Source organism: Neorhizobium sp. T6_25, assembly GCF_002968555.1.
Lineage (GTDB): Bacteria > Pseudomonadota > Alphaproteobacteria > Rhizobiales > Rhizobiaceae > Neorhizobium.
The window spans coordinates 1-16,401 of record NZ_PVBL01000004.1; the positions used below are offsets into that span (position 1 = coordinate 1).

A 16,401-nucleotide genomic window follows, 5' to 3' on the forward strand; every position below is an offset into this window, starting at 1 on the left:
TCGTCAACGCCCGCCCGGTTCTTGTTGACCCCGGCACCCGCCGTATCGTCCACATCTACGATTGAGCTCCACCGTAAAAGGGCGCTGTTCGGCAGCGCCCTTCCCGGTGGCTCCCAGCGCTCCCGCCCTCCCCAACAAATGCTGTTGATTGTTCAGCCTGATCGCGCTTTATGACGTGCGGCAGGTTACAATGCGAGATCGGCAATAAGAGCTTCGGCCCCAAGATCTTTGGACCCTGGGGCAAGCAGCCATAAAGGGAAAGGAAACGCGAGTGTCGCGCGCATCGACGGGAAAAGCCGTCAAGAAGGTCATGCCGACAATGCCGGCAGTCGACGAAGCCCAGATCGACTTCGAGACCATCGAACTGCTTTTCTTCGCCTACCGCGATTTCGTGTCCGACCCAGATGCGATCCTCGCCAAGATCGGCATGGGCCGCGCCCACCACCGCGTCGTCTATTTCGTCTGCCGCCAGCCGGGCATGATGGTCACCGACCTTCTCGACACGCTGCAGATCACCAAACAGAGCCTTGCGCGCGTTCTCAAGCAGCTGATCGAATCCGGCTATATACGCCAGATGGCCGGCGCCAAGGATCGTCGCGAGCGCAGGCTCTATCCGACCCTTGCAGGCCGTGAGCTGGCTCTCGCCCTTTCCGAGCCGCAATCGCGCCGTATCGCTCGCGCCATGGACGAGCTGCCCCCCGACACGCGGGCCTCGGTCAAGGAATTCCTGCGCCGCATGCGCGGCCGCGACGAAAGCCTTGAGCCTATCGACAGCGACTTGGACTAAGTGGGACCTTTGAGATGACGACACCGCCCCCTTCCGATGATGCGCCCCATCTTCTCGTCGTCGATGACGACACGCGCATCCGCGATCTTCTGAACCGCTACCTGATGGAGCAGGGTTTTCGCATCACCGTCGCGGGCGACGCCGCCGAAGCCCGCCGCAAGCTCGAAGGCCTGCATTTCGACCTCATCATTCTCGACGTGATGATGCCCGGGGAATCCGGCATTTCGCTCACCCAATCGCTCTACCAGAAGAAGACGGTTCCGGTGATCCTGCTGACGGCCCGCGCCGAATCGGAATCCCGTATTGCCGGTCTCGAAGCCGGCGCCGACGATTATCTCTCGAAACCTTTCGATCCGCGCGAACTGGTGCTGCGCATCAACAATATCCTGCGCCGCAGCACCTCGCCCGATACGCCCAAGATCGAGCAGATCATGTTCGGCCCCTTCACCTTCTCGATCCCGCGCAAGGAATTGCGCAAGGCCGCCGAAACCATCCGGCTGACCGATCGCGAACAGGAGATCATGCTGCTTTTCGCGCTGCGGGCCGGCGACACCATCCCCCGCCACGAGCTGATCGGTGATGATGCGGAGGTCGGCGAGCGCACGATCGACGTGCAGATCAATCGTTTGCGGCGTAAGATCGAGGAGGATCCGGCCAACCCCGTTTATCTCCAGACGGTGCGCGGCATCGGATACAGGCTGAGTATCGATTAGCCGGAAGAGACCGGCACAGGCTGAAGGCAGGATGGCACTTTTCGACCCACTGAAGCGCGACATGGACCGGCTCGCCTTGCCGGGCTGGCGCCCGATGACCCGCTGGCTGCGCCGCCGCCTGCCGACCGGCCTCTATACCCGTTCGCTTCTGATCGTCATTCTGCCGATGCTGCTGCTGCAGGGGATCGTCGCCTCCGTCTTCATGGAACGACACTGGCGCATGGTGACCGAACGCCTGTCGGAAGGCACCGTCCGCGACATCGCCGGCATTATCGAGGTGATCCAGGCCTACCCGCAGGACAGCAATTACGACGTGGTGAGCCGCATCGCCAACGACGCGCTGAACCTCACCATCGCCGTCGAGGAAAACGGCCAGCTGCCGCCGCCCCGCCCCCGCCCCTTCTTCGCCATCCTCGACGATATTCTCGCCGAACAGATCACCCGCCAGATCCAGATGCCCTTCTGGATCGACACGATCGGAGACAGTCGGCTTGTCGAGATCCGTATCAAGTTCGATACCCGGGTGCTGCGCGTCTTCGTCCGCCGCGGCTCCACCTATGCCTCCAACACCCATATCTTCCTCGTCTGGATGATCGGCGCGGCCGTCGTTCTGGTGATAATCTCCATCCTTTTCCTGCGCGGCCAGATCCGGCCGATCCTGACGCTCGCGCGTGCCGCCGAAAGCTTCGGCAAGGGACAGAAGACCGATGGTTTCGCCCCCCGCGGCGCTGACGAAATCCGCCGCGCCGGCCTTGCCTTCATCCAGATGCGCGAGCGCATCGAGCGGCAGATGGAGCAGCGCACCGCCATGCTCGCCGGCATCAGCCACGATTTGAGGACCATCCTCACCCGGTTCAAGCTGCAGCTGGCGCTTGCCGGCGACAAGCCGGAACTGGCCGGCATGAGCCAGGATACCGACGACATGCAATCGATGCTGGAAGGTTATCTCGCCTTCGCCAAGGGCGAAGCGGAAGAAGATTTCGGCGAACTGCGGTTGAGCGAACTGCTTGAAAAGCTCCGGTCGGAATTCGCGCTGCACGGCAAGACCATGACCTACGAGATCGACGGCGAGGACGAGATCGCGGTGCGTCCGAATGCCTTCGCCCGGCTTGTCGGCAACTTGGTGTCCAACAGCGAGCGCTACGCCAAGACGCTCCATGTGGACGCACGGCATAGCGCCAAGTGGCTGACGCTGACGTTCGACGACGACGGTCCGGGCATTCCGCCGCAATCTCGCGAGGATGTCTTCAAGCCGTTCTACCGCCTGGACGAAGCTCGCAACCTCAATGCGTCCGGCACCGGCCTCGGCCTTGCGATTGCTCGCGACATCGCCCGCGCCCATGGCGGCAACGTCACGCTCGCCGACAGCCCCCGCGGCGGCTTGCGCGCCGTCGTGCGCGTCCCCGCCTGATCATTCTTTCGAGGAACCGATGCCGATCGACCTGTCCCACATGACCTGGCTGAACCCGCCTCCGGAAAGCCGTGAGGAGAATGGCAGTCTGGTCGCCCGCTCCGGCTTCGAGACCGACTTCTGGCAGGGCACCTATTACGGCTTTCACCGCGACAGCGGCCACTTCCTCCATCGGACCCGAAGCGGCGACTTCACCGCCGAAACCTCCTTCGTCGGCCGCTACGAGGCGCTCTACGACCAGGCGGGCCTGATGATCCGCCATGACGAAAAACACTGGATGAAATGCGGCGTCGAATTCACCGACGGCGCCCGCCATTTCAGCGTGGTGGTGACCAACGGCCACTCCGACTGGTCCGCCTTCCGCCTCACCGACGATTTCGAGGAAATCTCCGTCCGCGTCACCCGCATGGGCGACGCCCTTTTCGTGCAGTACCGAACCGACACGCAGCCGGACTGGCGCATGGCGCGGCTCGCTTTCTTCCCGCCCGAGCTCACCGACCTCTCCGTCGGCATGACCTTCTGCTCGCCGCAACGTGAAGGCTTCGAGGTCGAGTTCCGGTCGTTCAGCCTGACCGAGGTCGACAGCCGCGATATCCACTGACAATCCGCATGCGGATCAGCGCCCGGGCTACATCAGCTTCCGGCCGTTCGGCACCGGCTGTTCGACGGAGGCAAGCACGATTGCACCGTTTTCGTCCTCGAATCCGAGGGTCAGCACTTCCGAGCGGAACGGCCCGATCTGCCTCGGTGGAAAATTGACGACGCCTAGCACCTGCCGTCCGACAAGCGCTTCCGGGGTATAATGCACGGTGATCTGCGCCGAGGATTTCTTGATGCCGATCTCCGGGCCGAAATCGATCTTCAGCTTGAAAGCGGGCTTCCGGGCTTCCGGAAACGGCTCGACCTCGACGATCGTGCCGACGCGGATGTCCACCTTTTCGAAGTCGCCGTAGGTGATGTCTTCAGCCATTCGAATTCACTCAGGCGCCGAGTTCTTCGGCTCTGTCGCGGGCAGCCGCGATTGCCTTGTCGAACAGCGGCTGCATGCCGTCGTCGGCCATCAGCACGGCAAGTGCCGCAGCCGTCGTACCGTTCGGCGAGGTAACGTTCTGGCGAAGTCTGGAAGCGTCGTCCGGGGACTGGTAGAGGAGCTCGCCAGCCCCCGAGACAGTTTCCCGCGCAAGCCGCATGGCGAGGTCCGCCGGCAGGCCTGCTTTCCGGCCCGCTTCCGCCATGCACTCCACGAGATAGAACACGTAAGCCGGGCCGCTGCCCGAAACGGCGGTCACGGCGTCGATATCCGCTTCGCTTGCAACCCATTCCACCGGCCCGCTGACCTTGAGCAGGGATTGCACCGTTTCGCGCTGGGCGTCGGTAACCTTGGGATTGGCATAGGCGCCGGTAACGCCGCGGCCGATCATTGCCGGCGTATTCGGCATGGCGCGCACCATGGCCGCCTCGCCGAGATGTTTTTCCAGATAGGCGAGCGTCTTGCCGGCGGCGACCGAAACCACGGCCGTGCCGGGCCCGACGACAGATTTCAGAGGCGGCAGGACCGCATCCATGAGCTGCGGCTTGACGGCAAGAAACAGGATGTCGGCGGAAGCACCATCGGGCACCGACGCAAAATGAGACGCGCCGGCTTCCGAGATCATCGTCTTCATGGCGTCCGAAGGCGACGGATCGATGACCGTCACGGACGCGCCGGGCACGCCCTTCTTCAGCCAGCCGGACAGCATGGCGCCGCCCATATTGCCGGCGCCGATCAGAATGATGGATCCCAAATGACCCGAGATCATCAGCATTCGCCCACGGTTTCGAACAGAACGGCTTCCATGGCGGCTTTCGCCTCCATGCCCGACCATACGACAAACTGGAACGCCTGGTAATAGGATTCGCAGGCGTCGAGGGCGCTCGAAAGCAGCACTTCGACCTGCTGGTTGTTGGGTTCGGCACCGCCGGCCAGCAGCAGCGACTGCCGGAAGATGACGACGTCTTCCTGGCGCCATACGTCGAAATGGCCCATCAGTACCTGGCCGTTGACGTGGCTCAGCAGGCGGATGACCTCGTTGACGCGGGCGTCGGGAATTTTGAGGTCGAAAGCGCAGGCGAGATGCAGCGCTTCGAACTCCTCCATCCAGGAGAAGGAAACATGGTAGTCTGTCCAGCGGCCTTCCACGGTCATGGCGATCTCGTCTTCACCCGACCGTTCGAACGTCCAATCGTTCGAGGCAGCAACGAATTCGATCATATCGACCGGATTCGACTGGCGTTCGATTTCCATTTCCATAAGCGTCATGCGGCACCTTCTTGACCGGAATGAATGCGAATTCGTGCGGTAAAACGCCAAAAACACGCGAACACTAACCGGGAACAACACTGTCGATGATCGTCCGACGCTTCCAGAATAACGCAGTCACCCTGTCTGGAGCTTACCAAGCCGTTTCGAATCATCCTTTAAAATCAGTGTACCTAGACGGAGTCCGGCTGCCAGCCCCTTCCTTGGTTTTTACATGGGCAAAACTCCAAACATGGTTCGCAGCAGAGATCAGAACGGAGTCATAAGCGACTCTGGACACTGGCTTTTTTGAATGTGTCCACAGGGCGTCATTTTTTTTCGTTTCAGCACCTGCGCCCGCGCCGAAAATCTGTTCGGCACGGTACGATCGGAGAGCCCACACGAATGCGGAACCTCGATTGGTTTTTTAATGGTGGCTCCGCATTCGCGTGGCCTTCGGCGTCTTTTCGGGGCTTCCGGCCCCTACAGGTGATCATCTCGCCTCGCTGCGTGGCTGTGTTCACGGCTTCCTTTCGGGAAACCTTGCCACTTGCACGGCTCAACCGAACCGGACATGGCTGTCCGGGGGAGGCTTGATAGGAAGGCTTGCCTTTCAGCGCGCCCTCTATGGCTTTCACCTCTTCCACCATTCCCGCACGTTACGGTTCTGACGAAAGCGCCGGCCCCCGCCTGCCCGCGAACGTCTCGCGAAACACTCCGGCGACGGAAGCGAGGCAATTGTAGGCATGGGTGGGGAGAGCGGGGAAGGTATCAGGTGCACGGCTTTCCTCTCCCCATGGGGCGAGCAAGGAAAAACAACGTCTTAGCCGACAAGCTGAGTGCCGGATTTTACCGGAGAGACACAGATCATCCCCGGAAAACGCGTGTCACTGTCCCGAAAGCTTCGCTTCCAGCGCTTCGATCCGCGCCTTCAGCGCCTCGTTCTCGTCGCGGGCGCGGGCGGCCATTTCGCGGACGGCCTCGAATTCCTCGCGCTTGACCACATCCATATTGTTGAGAAACCGCTCGGCCTGCGCATGGAATGCCGTTTCGACCTCCTTGCGCACGCCCTGGGCAGCGCCGGCCGCATCGGTCATCAGCCGCGCGAAATCGTCGAGAATGCGGTTCGTGCCGGTTGCCATGGTTTTGAACTCCCATATCGTCTGGCCGGCAATCCGGGCCGGCGAATGTCCATAGGGATCAAGTAGGGCCTGTGCGGGCCGCTTGCAAGCATCATCCGAGGTACCGCTCGCCGCGTCTCGGACAAATCGTCCGCTTGCCTCGCCGTCGGCCCTTCCTTGACATGCAATAATTTTATTGCATATTCGATGCGATGAACGATGACGATCTCGATCACATTTTCAAAGCGCTTGGCGACCCCACTCGTCGCAAGATCATCGATCGCCTGCGCGAACGCCCTGGCCAGTCATTGTTCGAAATCTGCGCTCTCTTTTTCGCGGAGAACGGCATGGCGCTTTCGCGCCAGGCGATCACCCAGCACATCGACATGCTGCAAAAGGCCGGACTGGTTCGTGTCGAATGGTCAGGCCGGACCAGGATCCATTCTCTCGATCCCGGTCCGCTGCGAGAGGCTGTTGACCTGTGGCTCCGCCACCATCTCTAGAAAGGATGTTTACATGAGAATCTACGTCACGAGCGTCCTTGTGGACGACCAATCGAAAGCCCTGGACTTCTACACCCGCGTGCTGGGGTTCAAGGTGAAGCACGATATCCCCATGGGGGAACACCGCTGGCTGACCGTCGTCTCGCCCGAAAATCCCGAAGGGACCGAGCTGCTTCTGGAACCGAGCGAACACCCGGCCGCCAAGCCCTTCAAGGCGGCGCTCGTCGAGGACGGCATCCCCGCAACCTCGTTCCAGGTCGACGACATCGATTCCGAATATGAGAGGCTTGTCTCGCTCGGCGTCTCCTTCACCCAGAAACCGATGGATGCCGGCCCTGTCCGTATGGTGGTGCTCGACGATACCTGCGGAAACCTCATTCAGTTGATACAGATGAAGGATAACTGAGGTTTCAGGCAGTTGCTGAACTTCACGGGGGGTAAAGGGGCGATCCCCGAGATTCGCCTTGACCGGCGATGAGCGCAACGCCATGTTCCGCGACAATTCGGTTTGTATGAGAACCTTGTAATTTGTACGAAGCGCTTCATCTTTTCGCTCTGATGCCGTTCCCGAATATCGATCCGGTGGCCTTCTCCATCGGACCGCTGGCGGTCCATTGGTATGGGCTCGCCTATGTCGCCGGCATCATGCTCGGCTGGTTTTATGCGCGTCGGCTGGCGGCGAACGCCTCGCTGTGGAAAGACGGCCAGTCGCCAATCACGGCCGTCCAGCTCGACGACTTCCTCGTCTGGGTCGCAGCCGGTATCGTGCTTGGCGGCCGCATCGGCTATATCCTGTTCTACGACATGGGGGCCGTGGCCGCGAACCCCATCCGCGCGATCGAGATCTGGAACGGCGGCATGTCCTTCCACGGCGGCTTCATCGGCGCGACGATCGCGATGATCATCTTCGCCCGCCGCAATACCATTCCCGTCTGGAGCATGTTCGACACGGTCGCCGCCGTCGTGCCTTTCGGCCTGCTCTTCGGCCGCATCGCCAATTTCATCAACGGCGAACTCTGGGGACGCCTCAGCAGCGCGCCCTGGGCGGTCGTCTTCCCGGCCGGCGGCCCGTTCTCGCGCCATCCGAGCCAGCTTTACGAGGCAGGCCTCGAAGGTATCGTACTCGTCCTCGTGCTTGCCCTGCTGATCTTCCGTTTCAAGGCGCTGAAGGTCCCTGGCACCATCGCCGGCACCTTCGTCGTCGGTTACGCGCTCTGCCGCATCTTCGTGGAATTCTTTCGCGAACCGGATGCGCAGCTCGGTTATCTGCTCGGCACCAACTGGCTGACCATGGGCATGATCCTGTCGCTGCCGATGATCGCTGCGGGTGTCTGGGCCATTCTCCGTGCCCGCGCGGCGGTAACGTCCGCGGCGAAGGCCTGAGGGGAGGCAAGGCCGTTGAGCACCCCCCTCACCGAAAAGATCAAGACCCTGATCCGTACCAACGGCCCGATCAGCGTGACCGACTATTTCGCGCTGTGCCTTGCCGATCCGGAATACGGTTATTATCGCACCCGCGAGCCTTTCGGCCGCCACGGTGACTTCATCACCGCGCCGGAGATCAGCCAGCTGTTCGGCGAGATGATCGGCGTCTTCATGGTGCATGCCTGGCAGCAGCACGGCACGCCGACCGGAGTCCGGCTGGTGGAGATCGGCCCCGGCCGCGGCACGATGATGGCCGACATGCTGCGGGTGATCAAACGCATCGCGCCCCGGTTTTTCGAAGACCTGCACGTGCATCTGGTCGAGACCAGCGAGCGCCTGCGCGGCGTGCAGCGCATCACGCTCGAAGCCTTCTCCACCAAAATCTCCTGGCACGACAGCTTTGAGGACATTCCCGAAGGTTTTACGCTGATCGCCGCCAACGAGCTGTTCGATGCGATCCCGATCCGCCAGTTCATCAAGACGCCGACCGGTTTTCGCGAACGTCTCGTCGGCCTTAACGCCGACGATGAACTCGGTTTTGCCGTCGGCATCGCCACACTCGACCCGCAGCTGCTGCCCTCGCCCGTCGCCGGCATTCCCGACGGCACGATCTTCGAACTTTCTCCGGCCCGCCAGGCGGTGATGCTGACGCTGTGCGAACGCCTGCGGACCTTCGGCGGCACGGCTCTGATCATCGACTACGGCCACCTGGTCACCGGTTTCGGCGATACGCTGCAGGCGATCCGCCACCATGACTACGATCCGCCGCTCGAAAATCCCGGCGAGGCGGATCTCACCAGCCATGTCGATTTCGAGGACCTCGCGCGCATTGCCGTCTCCACGGGCGTTCACCTGAACGGCGGCCTGCACCAGGGCGATTTTCTTTTCGGCCTCGGCCTTGCCGAGCGGGCAAACGCGCTTGCCAGGGACAAGGAGCCCACCGAGCAGCGCCTGATCGCCGCCGCCGTCGACCGGCTGGCCGGCGAAGGTGCCGGCAAGATGGGCGAACTCTTCAAAGTCGTCGCGGTATCGAGCCCGGCATTGAAGCTGATGCCGTTTCGCGCGGTGGATTAAACAGCGGCCGCCAATTCATCAACCGATTGACATCCGCCCTTTTCTTGCGCAACTCTCGCCCTAGATCGAAGCAGTGGGCAGGCCTTGAGAGCTCGCCCAAAACCTCTTCAAATCAACGGGATAGATAACGCCGATGCAGGACATACCCTTGCCGGAGCCGATCGAGAGCCCCCTGTTGAACGACAGGGCCGGCGCCCGTATCCGCCACGGTTTCTTCACCCGCAAGGGCGGCGTTTCGCAAGGGCTCTATGCCGGCCTCAACGTCGGTATCGGCTCGGACGACGACCGCGCGAGGGTCACCGAGAATCGCGCCCGCGTTGCCGCCTGGTTCGGCCTGCCGCTCGAAAAGCTGGCGACCGTGCACCAGGTCCATTCGCCCGACGTCTTCGTCGTCGACGAGACCTATGCGGGCGAACGGCCGAAGGTCGACGCGATGGTGACCAGCGTGCCGGGCGTGGCGCTCGGGGTGCTCGCGGCCGATTGCGGCCCGATCCTGTTTGCCGACGGCGAGAACGGCGTGATCGGGGCGGCCCATGCCGGCTGGAAGGGTGCGTTGACGGGCGTGCTCGAAAACACCATCGAGGCGATGGTCTCGCTGGGTGCCGCGCGCGAAAACATCACCGCCGTCCTCGGCCCCTCGATCGGTCCGGAAAGCTACGAGGTCGGACCGGAATTCGTCGAACGGTTCCTGAGCTACGACCCCTCCTACGAGGCTTTCTTCACGCCGTCATCGAGTGCGGGGCATTCCATGTTCGACCTGCCGTCGCTGACCATCAAGCGATTGACGGCAGCAGGCGTGCGGGCCCAAAGCCTCGGTCTCGATACCTATCCGGATGCGGAACGGTTCTATTCCTACCGCCGCACCACCCATGCCAAAGAGCCGGATTACGGCCGCCAGATTTCAGCAATCGCACTTCGGGAGAATTGATATGGCCCTGCATTTCGAGAGGAGCGAATACGCCGACCGGCTGACGCGGCTGACGGAGAAGATGCGCGCCGACAAGCTGGACGCGCTTTTGATCTTCGCCCAGGAAAGCATGTACTGGCTGACCGGCTACGACACGTTCGGCTACTGCTTTTTCCAGACCCTGATCGTCAAGGCGGACGGGGCGATGACGCTGCTCACCCGCTCGGCCGACCTGCGCCAGGCCCGCCACACCTCGATCGTCGAGAACATCGTCGTCTGGGTCGACCGGGTGAATGCCGACCCCACGCTCGACCTCAAGAACCTGTTGAGCGACATGGACCTGCTCGGCGCCAGGATCGGCATCGAATACGATACCCACGGCATGACCGGCCGCGTCGCCCGCCTGCTCGACAACCAGCTCGCCACCTTCGGCCAGATCAGCGACGCCTCCTATCTGGTCAGCACGCTGCGCCTCGTCAAAAGCCCGGCCGAGATCGCCTATGCCAGACGCGCCGCCGAGCTTGCCGACGATGCGCTCGATGCGGCGCTGCCGCTGATCAAGGCCGGCGGCGACGAGGCGGAAATCCTCGCCGCCATGCAGGGCGCTGTCTTTCTCGGCGGCGGCGATTATCCCGCCAACGAATTCATCATCGGCTCCGGCGCCGACGCGCTGCTCTGCCGCTACAAGGCCGGACGCCGCAAGCTCGACGCGACCGACCAGCTGACGCTCGAATGGGCCGGTGCGGCCGCGCATTACCATGCGGCGATGATGCGCACGGTCATCGTCGGCGAACCGTCGCCTCGCCACCGCGAGCTCCACAAGGCCTGCCTCGAAACCATCACGGCGATCGAGGAGGTTCTGCACCCCGGTCAGACTTTCGGCGACGTCTTCGACACCCATGCCCGCATCCTCGACGAGCGCGGCCTGTCGCGCCACCGCCTCAACGCCTGCGGTTATTCGCTCGGCGCGCGGTTCTCGCCTTCCTGGATGGAGCACCAGATGTTCCACTTCGGCAATCCGCAGGAAATCCTGCCGGACATGACGCTGTTCGTGCACATGATCATCATGGATTCCGACAGCGGCGCCGCCATGACCCTCGGCCACACCTACCTGACGACCGAAGGCGATCCGCAGCCACTTTCCCGCCACACCCTGGAGCTCATTCAGCGCTGAGCGCTGCGAAAATCAGGCAATTGACAGGTTGGGAACGCCAACCCTAAGCTCCGGCCGAGGAATCTACGGCAGGGGAGACGGATATGCGGCTTTTCGGAACACTGCTGTCCGCTGCCCTGCTGGCACTCGTGCTTGCCTCCTGCAACACGACGGAAGCATTGACGCCGCAGGCGAATGTCGGCGGCGGCGCGAGGGCCTCCTCGCCGGTGACCCAGGCCGAAGCCGACCGCATGGCAAGCTCCGCGCAGCCGGAAACCTATAGCGGCGGCTATCGCTCCGGCCCCCAGAACACGCTCGAAGCCCAGGCGCGGGCGCTGGAATCCGGCAGCGCCGTCTCGCCCTCCTCCTCCGGCGCGCCGCCGCAATGGGAGGGCCAACAGCAGACCATGCAGCAACCTCAGCCGCAGCAGCAACAATCCGGTCAGCAGCAGAGCGCCTCGCTGCCGCGCGCGTCCGGTCCGACCGTCCGCTTCCTGCCGATCATCGGCGCTCCGGTCCAGGCGGTGACGCCGCTGTCGCGCCAGCTCGGCGCCCAGGCGCGCGCCAACGGGCTGACGATCCGGCCGTCGAGCGACAGCAGCACCGAGCACATCCTGAAAGGCTATTTCTCCGCCTTCTCCGACAGCGGCAAGGTCACCATCGTTTATGTCTGGGATATCCTCGACGGTTCCGGCGCGCGGCTGCACCGCATGCAGGGACAGGAAAGCGTGCCCGGCAGCGGCCAGGACCCTTGGACATCGGTTCCCGCTTCGACCATGGAGACCATCGCCGCCAAGACGATCCAGGACTATGTGGCCTGGCGCCAATCCCAGGGCTGAGCGGTCCGGTCGGCCGATCTCGCACTGAACCTCAAAAGCCACGGGTCACAGTTTCTTCATAAAAAAGAGTGAGCGGGGACGAAACGCACTTGCATTCGAAGGCCGCGGCGGTAAAAGGCCCGCATCCAGCTTCAAAACAGGCGGACCGCAATGAAGGTTTTCGCAGGCAATTCGAACCGGCATCTCGCCGACGCGATCTGCAGCTATCTTAATGTTCCAGTCGGAAAAGCCAGCGTAAGGCGATTTGCAGACCAGGAAATCTTCGTTGAAATTCAGGAAAACGTGCGTGGCGAAGATGTCTTCATCATCCAGTCCACGTCATTCCCGACCAACGACCACCTGATGGAACTGCTGATCATGATCGATGCGTTCCGGCGGTCCTCCGCTAAGCGCATCACTGCGGTTCTGCCCTATTTCGGTTACGCCCGCCAGGACCGCAAGGCCGGCCCGCGCACCCCGATCTCGGCAAAGCTCGTCGCCAACCTGATCACCGAGGCCGGCGCCGACCGCGTCCTGACGCTCGACCTGCATGCCGGGCAGATCCAGGGCTTTTTCGACATCCCCACCGACAATCTCTTCGCGGTGCCGGTGCTCGCCCGTGACGTCAAGGAACACTACGACCTCAACAACGTCATGGTCGTCTCGCCCGACGTTGGCGGCGTGGTTCGAGCGCGTGCGCTCGCCAAGCGCATCGACTGTCAGCTGGCGATCGTCGACAAGCGCCGCGAGCGCGCCGGCGAGTCCGAGGTGATGAACGTCATCGGCGACATCTCCGGCAAAGACTGCCTGCTGATCGACGATATCGTCGATTCCGGCGGCACGCTCTGCAACGCGGCCGAAGCGCTCCTGAAAAACGGTGCCACCAGCGTCACCGCCTACATCACCCACGGCGTACTCTCCGGCGGCGCCGTTGCCCGCATCGCCGCTTCCAAGCTCAAGGAATTGGTGATCACCGACTCGATCCAGCCGACCACGGCCGTCCAGTCGGCGCACAACATCCGGGTTATCACCACCGCCAACCTGCTCGGAGAGGCGATCAACCGCACCGCGATGGAAGCCTCCGTCTCCAGCCTGTTCGACTGACCTTCTTCTGTCACAAGTATTTGGATAGACTCGCCTCCGAACGCAAACTGAGGGTGAGTCGCAATGTCTTCCTTGATCGGCCTGTCGAAGAAACTGGCCATTTTCCTTCTGATCCCGCTGCTGTCGGCATGCGTCGATAGCAGCAGCCGGCCTGGCGGCTATTATCCGCCGGAACGGCCTCGGCCGGACTGGAACCGTCCCCATAGGCCTGATCGCCCGGATTGGGACCGTCCGGGAACTCCTGACCGCCCCGGTCGGCCGGATCGTCCCGACTGGGATCGCCCGCAACGGCCCGACCGCCCGGACTGGAACCAACCCGGCAGGCCTGATCGTCCCGACCGGCCGGATCGCCCGGATCGTCCGGACTGGAACCAGCCTGGCCGTCCCGGCAGGCCCGAAGAGCCTCGCTTCTGCACGCGGGAGTACCGTCCCGTCTGCGGCCAGCAGGGTGGACGCACCCAGACTTTCCCGAACGCCTGCGAAGCGGCAAACGCCGGATTCGGCGTCGTCGCGTCCGGCGAGTGCCGCCGCTAGGGGACCTGCCTGAAGTAACTGTAAATGGTCGATGGAAAACGCCGGAACCTAGTTCCGGCGTTTTGCTTTGTGCCAAAGCTTCGGCTAGAAGGCCCCCCGAAGAAGGAGACAAGCATGGCCGCTCGCGACCGTTATTCCCGAAAGCTCGAATGTTCCCAGTGCGGCAATGTCGGTTTCGCCGAGGTTTCCGAGACCGACGACAGGCGGCAGGGCAATCGCGATTTTCGCATCGATGAGCTGCCGAAAGGTTTTCTGACGGAATTCGCCTCGACCGATCCGCGCAAATACATGATCCGCTGCAGCCAGTGCGGCCACAAGTTCCGTTTCGAACAGAAGACGGTCTATGCCCCGGGTGGCGAACCCCGGCGCTGACGCCGAGGTCAGGCGACCTTGGTGGCCGCCGATCGGATTTCGCCGCCGGCCTCGCCATTGACGAGATGCTCGATCAGCGCCCTCGGGCCGGGCCTTCCAAAAAGGTATCCCTGCACCTGCATGCAGCCCTCCTTGCGCAGGAAGGCCATATGCGCCTCCGTCTCCACCCCTTCGGCAAGCACCGGTATTTGGAGGCTCGAGGCGAGGATGAGGGTCGAGCGGACGATCCCCGCCGACTGGGAATTGTCCGAAAGCCCGTCCACGAAGGTGCGGTCGATCTTGATCTTGTCGAAGGGGAAGGACATCAGCGTCGAAAGCGACGAATAACCGGTGCCATAGTCGTCCATGGCGATCTTCACTCCGAGGCTCTTCAAGTGGCGAACGGTCTGCAGCGCCCGCTGATGATCGGCGATGATGCCGGACTCTGTAATCTCCAGCTCGAGCCTCTCCGCATCCAGCCCCGTCTCCTTGAGGATGTCGCGGACCTTGTTCGGGAATTGCGGATCGGCAAGCTGTTGGTCGGCGACGTTGACGGCAAAGCCGAACGGGTTTTTCCAGGTCGCCGCCTCCGCGCAGGCACTCCGGAGCACCCATTCGCCAAGCTCGATGATGAAGCCGGTGCGCTCGGCGATCGGGATGAACTCGTTGGGAGACACCAGCCCGCGGACGGGATGGTTCCAGCGCAACAGAACCTCGAAACCGATGACCTCACCGGAGAACGTATCGTTCTGAAGCTGGTAGTATAGCTCGAACTGACCCGCCACGAGCCCGGAACGCATGTCCATGGCAAGCGCATTGCGTTCGCGGGCCGCCTGGTCCATCGAAGAGTCGTAGAAGCGGATGGCGTTGTCGCCCGACTGTTTGGCGCGGTACATGGCGACGTCCGCCTGGGCCACGAGATCGTCGACCGTCTTTGCGTCCCCCGGATAGAGCGCAATCCCGACGCTCGAACCGACGGTGAGCGTGTTGCCGTTCCATTCGACCGGCTTGCAGACTTCCGCAAGCAGCCGGCCGGCGAGCAACATCGCATCGGAGCGACGGTAGTACATGTGTTTCAGCGCGACGAACTCGTCGCCACCGACACGGGCGATGAATTCGCCCTCGCCTGCCGCCTCGGCAAGCCTGCTGCCGATCGCGCGCAGCACCTCGTCGCCAGCGGCATGGCCATGGACGTCGTTGATTTCCTTGAAGCGGTTGAGGTCGAGCGAGAGAACTGCGATGCGAGCGGTCAGATCCGCCGGTCGCGCCGCGATCTCAGCAAGCTGCTCGTTGAACGCGGCGCGATTGGCAAGACCGGTCAAAGCGTCGTGCAGGGAAAGGTGGCGATACTGCTCGACGGCAGCCTTGGTCACGCAGGCATCGATCAGATAGGTGGCTGCCGTCAGCGCCAGCAGGATCAGCATCAGCGACAGCACGGCGAACCCGAGCACCACCGGCGGGACGACCTCGTTCGGCAGGACCGCACGCGGATCGAGAACGACCTCGATCGCCCCCATCGCGGTGAAATGGGTGGTGGCGATCGCAAGGATCATTGCCAGAACCGAACCGTACTTGCAGAACCGCGTCACCGGGTGCGCGACGCGATTGGTCACCAGAGCGCCGAGAACGGCGGCAAAGGTGAGCGAGGCGACAACATAGGACGGGTTCCAGTCGATGATGCCCTGCACCTCGTAGGCGGCCATGCCCGTATAATGCATCGCAGCGATACCGAGCCCCATGACGACGCCGCCGGCCTCCGCTAGCAGGGACCGGCCGCCATAGCTTGCAACGCCGAAGCCGATCGTCGCGCTCGCCACCGCGATCATGAAAGACAGAAGCGTCTGGGTCGGGTCATATCCCGCCTGCCCGCCTCCGAGATAACCGAGCATCGCGAGGAAGTGCGTCGTCCAGATGGTCGAACCGCCGATGAAGCCCGTCAGGAAAAGCCAGATGACCTTTTCGATCCCGCTGCCGCGCCGGGCTCTGGAAAAAAGCCGGATGGTCAGGAAGGATCCGATCACGCAGATCAAGACCGCGCAGGCGACATAGCGAAGATCGTGCTCGACGAAGATGCAGGAGAAAACGCGAAACATGAATGCCTGATACTTTTCAACTGTTTTGGTTGAGAAGTTCTAGCATCGAAACATGTTCGAAACGTTCCTGTGGATGGTAAATGCCGGCTGACTGGCAAACGTACAGCCGGCATAAGAAAGTGTGCAGGT

Annotated in this window: 19 protein-coding genes; 14 read left to right on the forward strand and 5 right to left on the reverse strand. The window is 62.6% G+C overall.

The genetic code is table 11. The features are described from left to right. Window positions 1-310 precede the first annotated feature (310 nt). The 4 genes from C5L10_RS06415 to C5L10_RS06430 are packed head-to-tail and all read left to right on the forward strand — an operon-like array spanning window position 311 to window position 3,512. Window positions 311-787 (forward strand): MarR family winged helix-turn-helix transcriptional regulator, encoded by a 477-nt coding sequence (locus C5L10_RS06415; RefSeq protein WP_105400934.1) that lies wholly within the window; start codon window positions 311-313, stop codon window positions 785-787. 14 nt (window positions 788-801) lie between these two features. Continuing rightward, window positions 802-1,500, forward strand: coding sequence for a response regulator (locus C5L10_RS06420; RefSeq protein WP_105428977.1), 699 nt, complete (start codon window positions 802-804; stop codon window positions 1,498-1,500). A 31-nt stretch (window positions 1,501-1,531) separates the two neighbouring features. Next, window positions 1,532-2,911, forward strand: a complete 1,380-nt coding sequence (locus C5L10_RS06425; RefSeq protein WP_105428978.1) for an ATP-binding protein — start codon at window positions 1,532-1,534, stop codon at window positions 2,909-2,911. 19 nt (window positions 2,912-2,930) lie between these two features. Beyond that, the gene (locus C5L10_RS06430; protein ID WP_105428979.1) at window positions 2,931-3,512 is read left to right on the forward strand and encodes a DUF1349 domain-containing protein; all 582 of its coding nucleotides are present in this window, start codon (window positions 2,931-2,933) and stop codon (window positions 3,510-3,512) included. A gap of 27 nt (window positions 3,513-3,539) precedes the next feature. On the opposite strand, the gene C5L10_RS06435 is transcribed toward C5L10_RS06430, so the two are convergent. From C5L10_RS06435 to C5L10_RS06450, 4 genes are all read right to left on the reverse strand, one after another. Next, entirely contained in the window at window positions 3,540-3,881 is a 342-nt protein-coding gene (locus tag C5L10_RS06435) for a tRNA-binding protein (protein WP_105428980.1), read from the reverse strand. A gap of 10 nt (window positions 3,882-3,891) precedes the next feature. Then, complete coding sequence (gene proC, locus C5L10_RS06440; RefSeq protein WP_105429215.1) at window positions 3,892-4,710, reverse strand: pyrroline-5-carboxylate reductase; 819 nt, start codon at window positions 4,708-4,710, stop codon at window positions 3,892-3,894. Next, entirely contained in the window at window positions 4,710-5,210 is a 501-nt protein-coding gene (locus C5L10_RS06445) for a YbjN domain-containing protein (protein WP_046632999.1), read from the reverse strand. The genes proC and C5L10_RS06445 overlap by 1 nt, the downstream gene beginning before the upstream one ends. Window positions 5,211-6,076: 866 nt before the next feature. Then, window positions 6,077-6,331 (reverse strand): accessory factor UbiK family protein, encoded by a 255-nt coding sequence (locus C5L10_RS06450; protein WP_037076291.1) that lies wholly within the window; start codon window positions 6,329-6,331, stop codon window positions 6,077-6,079. 191 nt (window positions 6,332-6,522) lie between these two features. Here C5L10_RS06450 and C5L10_RS06455 point away from each other — a divergent pair, with 191 nt between their 5' ends. The 10 genes from C5L10_RS06455 (at window position 6,523) to C5L10_RS06500 (ending at window position 14,200) form a co-directional block, all read left to right on the forward strand. Continuing rightward, window positions 6,523-6,813 (forward strand): helix-turn-helix transcriptional regulator, encoded by a 291-nt coding sequence (locus tag C5L10_RS06455; protein WP_046632997.1) that lies wholly within the window; start codon window positions 6,523-6,525, stop codon window positions 6,811-6,813. A gap of 13 nt (window positions 6,814-6,826) precedes the next feature. Then, the gene (locus C5L10_RS06460; protein WP_046632996.1) at window positions 6,827-7,219 is read left to right on the forward strand and encodes a VOC family protein; all 393 of its coding nucleotides are present in this window, start codon (window positions 6,827-6,829) and stop codon (window positions 7,217-7,219) included. Between the two features lie 152 nt (window positions 7,220-7,371). Further along, on the forward strand, window positions 7,372-8,196 hold the full coding sequence (gene lgt, locus C5L10_RS06465; RefSeq protein ID WP_105429216.1) for a prolipoprotein diacylglyceryl transferase: 825 nt from the start codon (window positions 7,372-7,374) through the stop codon (window positions 8,194-8,196). 15 nt (window positions 8,197-8,211) lie between these two features. After that, window positions 8,212-9,312: a class I SAM-dependent methyltransferase gene (locus tag C5L10_RS06470; protein WP_105428981.1), complete on the forward strand. Its 1,101-nt coding sequence runs from the start codon at window positions 8,212-8,214 to the stop codon at window positions 9,310-9,312. Window positions 9,313-9,445: 133 nt separating this feature from the next. Further along, entirely contained in the window at window positions 9,446-10,240 is a 795-nt protein-coding gene (pgeF, locus tag C5L10_RS06475) for a peptidoglycan editing factor PgeF (protein WP_105428982.1), read from the forward strand. Window position 10,241: 1 nt separating this feature from the next. Next, window positions 10,242-11,393, forward strand: a complete 1,152-nt coding sequence (locus tag C5L10_RS06480; protein WP_105428983.1) for a Xaa-Pro peptidase family protein — start codon at window positions 10,242-10,244, stop codon at window positions 11,391-11,393. Window positions 11,394-11,476: 83 nt separating this feature from the next. Then, window positions 11,477-12,211 carry a hypothetical protein gene (locus C5L10_RS06485; RefSeq protein ID WP_105428984.1) on the forward strand — a complete coding sequence of 245 codons (735 nt, stop codon included), beginning with the start codon at window positions 11,477-11,479 and terminating at the stop codon, window positions 12,209-12,211. 150 nt (window positions 12,212-12,361) lie between these two features. Next, complete coding sequence (locus C5L10_RS06490; protein ID WP_105428985.1) at window positions 12,362-13,294, forward strand: ribose-phosphate pyrophosphokinase; 933 nt, start codon at window positions 12,362-12,364, stop codon at window positions 13,292-13,294. A 63-nt stretch (window positions 13,295-13,357) separates the two neighbouring features. Next, the gene (locus tag C5L10_RS34265) at window positions 13,358-13,828 is read left to right on the forward strand and encodes a Kazal-type serine protease inhibitor (RefSeq protein WP_172716929.1); all 471 of its coding nucleotides are present in this window, start codon (window positions 13,358-13,360) and stop codon (window positions 13,826-13,828) included. A 114-nt stretch (window positions 13,829-13,942) separates the two neighbouring features. Beyond that, window positions 13,943-14,200: a hypothetical protein gene (locus tag C5L10_RS06500; RefSeq protein WP_037076303.1), complete on the forward strand. Its 258-nt coding sequence runs from the start codon at window positions 13,943-13,945 to the stop codon at window positions 14,198-14,200. Between the two features lie 8 nt (window positions 14,201-14,208). On the opposite strand, the gene C5L10_RS06505 is transcribed toward C5L10_RS06500, so the two are convergent. Then, a complete protein-coding gene (locus C5L10_RS06505; protein WP_105428986.1) occupies window positions 14,209-16,272 on the reverse strand; it encodes a bifunctional diguanylate cyclase/phosphodiesterase in 2,064 nt (687 codons plus the stop codon). Window positions 16,273-16,401: the final 129 nt, after the last annotated feature.

Excerpts from the sequence above, each read along its gene's own strand:
- C5L10_RS06415 (WP_105400934.1), top strand. The coding sequence starts at position 311 with ATGCCGACAATGCCGGCAGTCGACGAAGCCCAGATCGACTTCGAGACC.
- C5L10_RS06420 (WP_105428977.1), top strand. The coding sequence starts at position 802 with ATGACGACACCGCCCCCTTCCGATGATGCGCCCCATCTTCTCGTCGTC.
- C5L10_RS06425 (WP_105428978.1), top strand. The coding sequence starts at position 1,532 with ATGGCACTTTTCGACCCACTGAAGCGCGACATGGACCGGCTCGCCTTG.
- C5L10_RS06430 (WP_105428979.1), top strand. The coding sequence starts at position 2,931 with ATGCCGATCGACCTGTCCCACATGACCTGGCTGAACCCGCCTCCGGAA.
- C5L10_RS06435 (WP_105428980.1), bottom strand. The coding sequence starts at position 3,881 with ATGGCTGAAGACATCACCTACGGCGACTTCGAAAAGGTGGACATCCGC.
- proC (WP_105429215.1), bottom strand. The coding sequence starts at position 4,710 with ATGATCTCGGGTCATTTGGGATCCATCATTCTGATCGGCGCCGGCAAT.
- C5L10_RS06445 (WP_046632999.1), bottom strand. The coding sequence starts at position 5,210 with ATGACGCTTATGGAAATGGAAATCGAACGCCAGTCGAATCCGGTCGAT.
- C5L10_RS06450 (WP_037076291.1), bottom strand. The coding sequence starts at position 6,331 with ATGGCAACCGGCACGAACCGCATTCTCGACGATTTCGCGCGGCTGATG.
- C5L10_RS06455 (WP_046632997.1), top strand. The coding sequence starts at position 6,523 with ATGAACGATGACGATCTCGATCACATTTTCAAAGCGCTTGGCGACCCC.
- C5L10_RS06460 (WP_046632996.1), top strand. The coding sequence starts at position 6,827 with ATGAGAATCTACGTCACGAGCGTCCTTGTGGACGACCAATCGAAAGCC.
- lgt (WP_105429216.1), top strand. The coding sequence starts at position 7,372 with ATGCCGTTCCCGAATATCGATCCGGTGGCCTTCTCCATCGGACCGCTG.
- pgeF (WP_105428982.1), top strand. The coding sequence starts at position 9,446 with ATGCAGGACATACCCTTGCCGGAGCCGATCGAGAGCCCCCTGTTGAAC.
- C5L10_RS06480 (WP_105428983.1), top strand. The coding sequence starts at position 10,242 with ATGGCCCTGCATTTCGAGAGGAGCGAATACGCCGACCGGCTGACGCGG.
- C5L10_RS06485 (WP_105428984.1), top strand. The coding sequence starts at position 11,477 with ATGCGGCTTTTCGGAACACTGCTGTCCGCTGCCCTGCTGGCACTCGTG.
- C5L10_RS06490 (WP_105428985.1), top strand. The coding sequence starts at position 12,362 with ATGAAGGTTTTCGCAGGCAATTCGAACCGGCATCTCGCCGACGCGATC.
- C5L10_RS34265 (WP_172716929.1), top strand. The coding sequence starts at position 13,358 with ATGTCTTCCTTGATCGGCCTGTCGAAGAAACTGGCCATTTTCCTTCTG.
- C5L10_RS06500 (WP_037076303.1), top strand. The coding sequence starts at position 13,943 with ATGGCCGCTCGCGACCGTTATTCCCGAAAGCTCGAATGTTCCCAGTGC.
- C5L10_RS06505 (WP_105428986.1), bottom strand. The coding sequence starts at position 16,272 with ATGTTTCGCGTTTTCTCCTGCATCTTCGTCGAGCACGATCTTCGCTAT.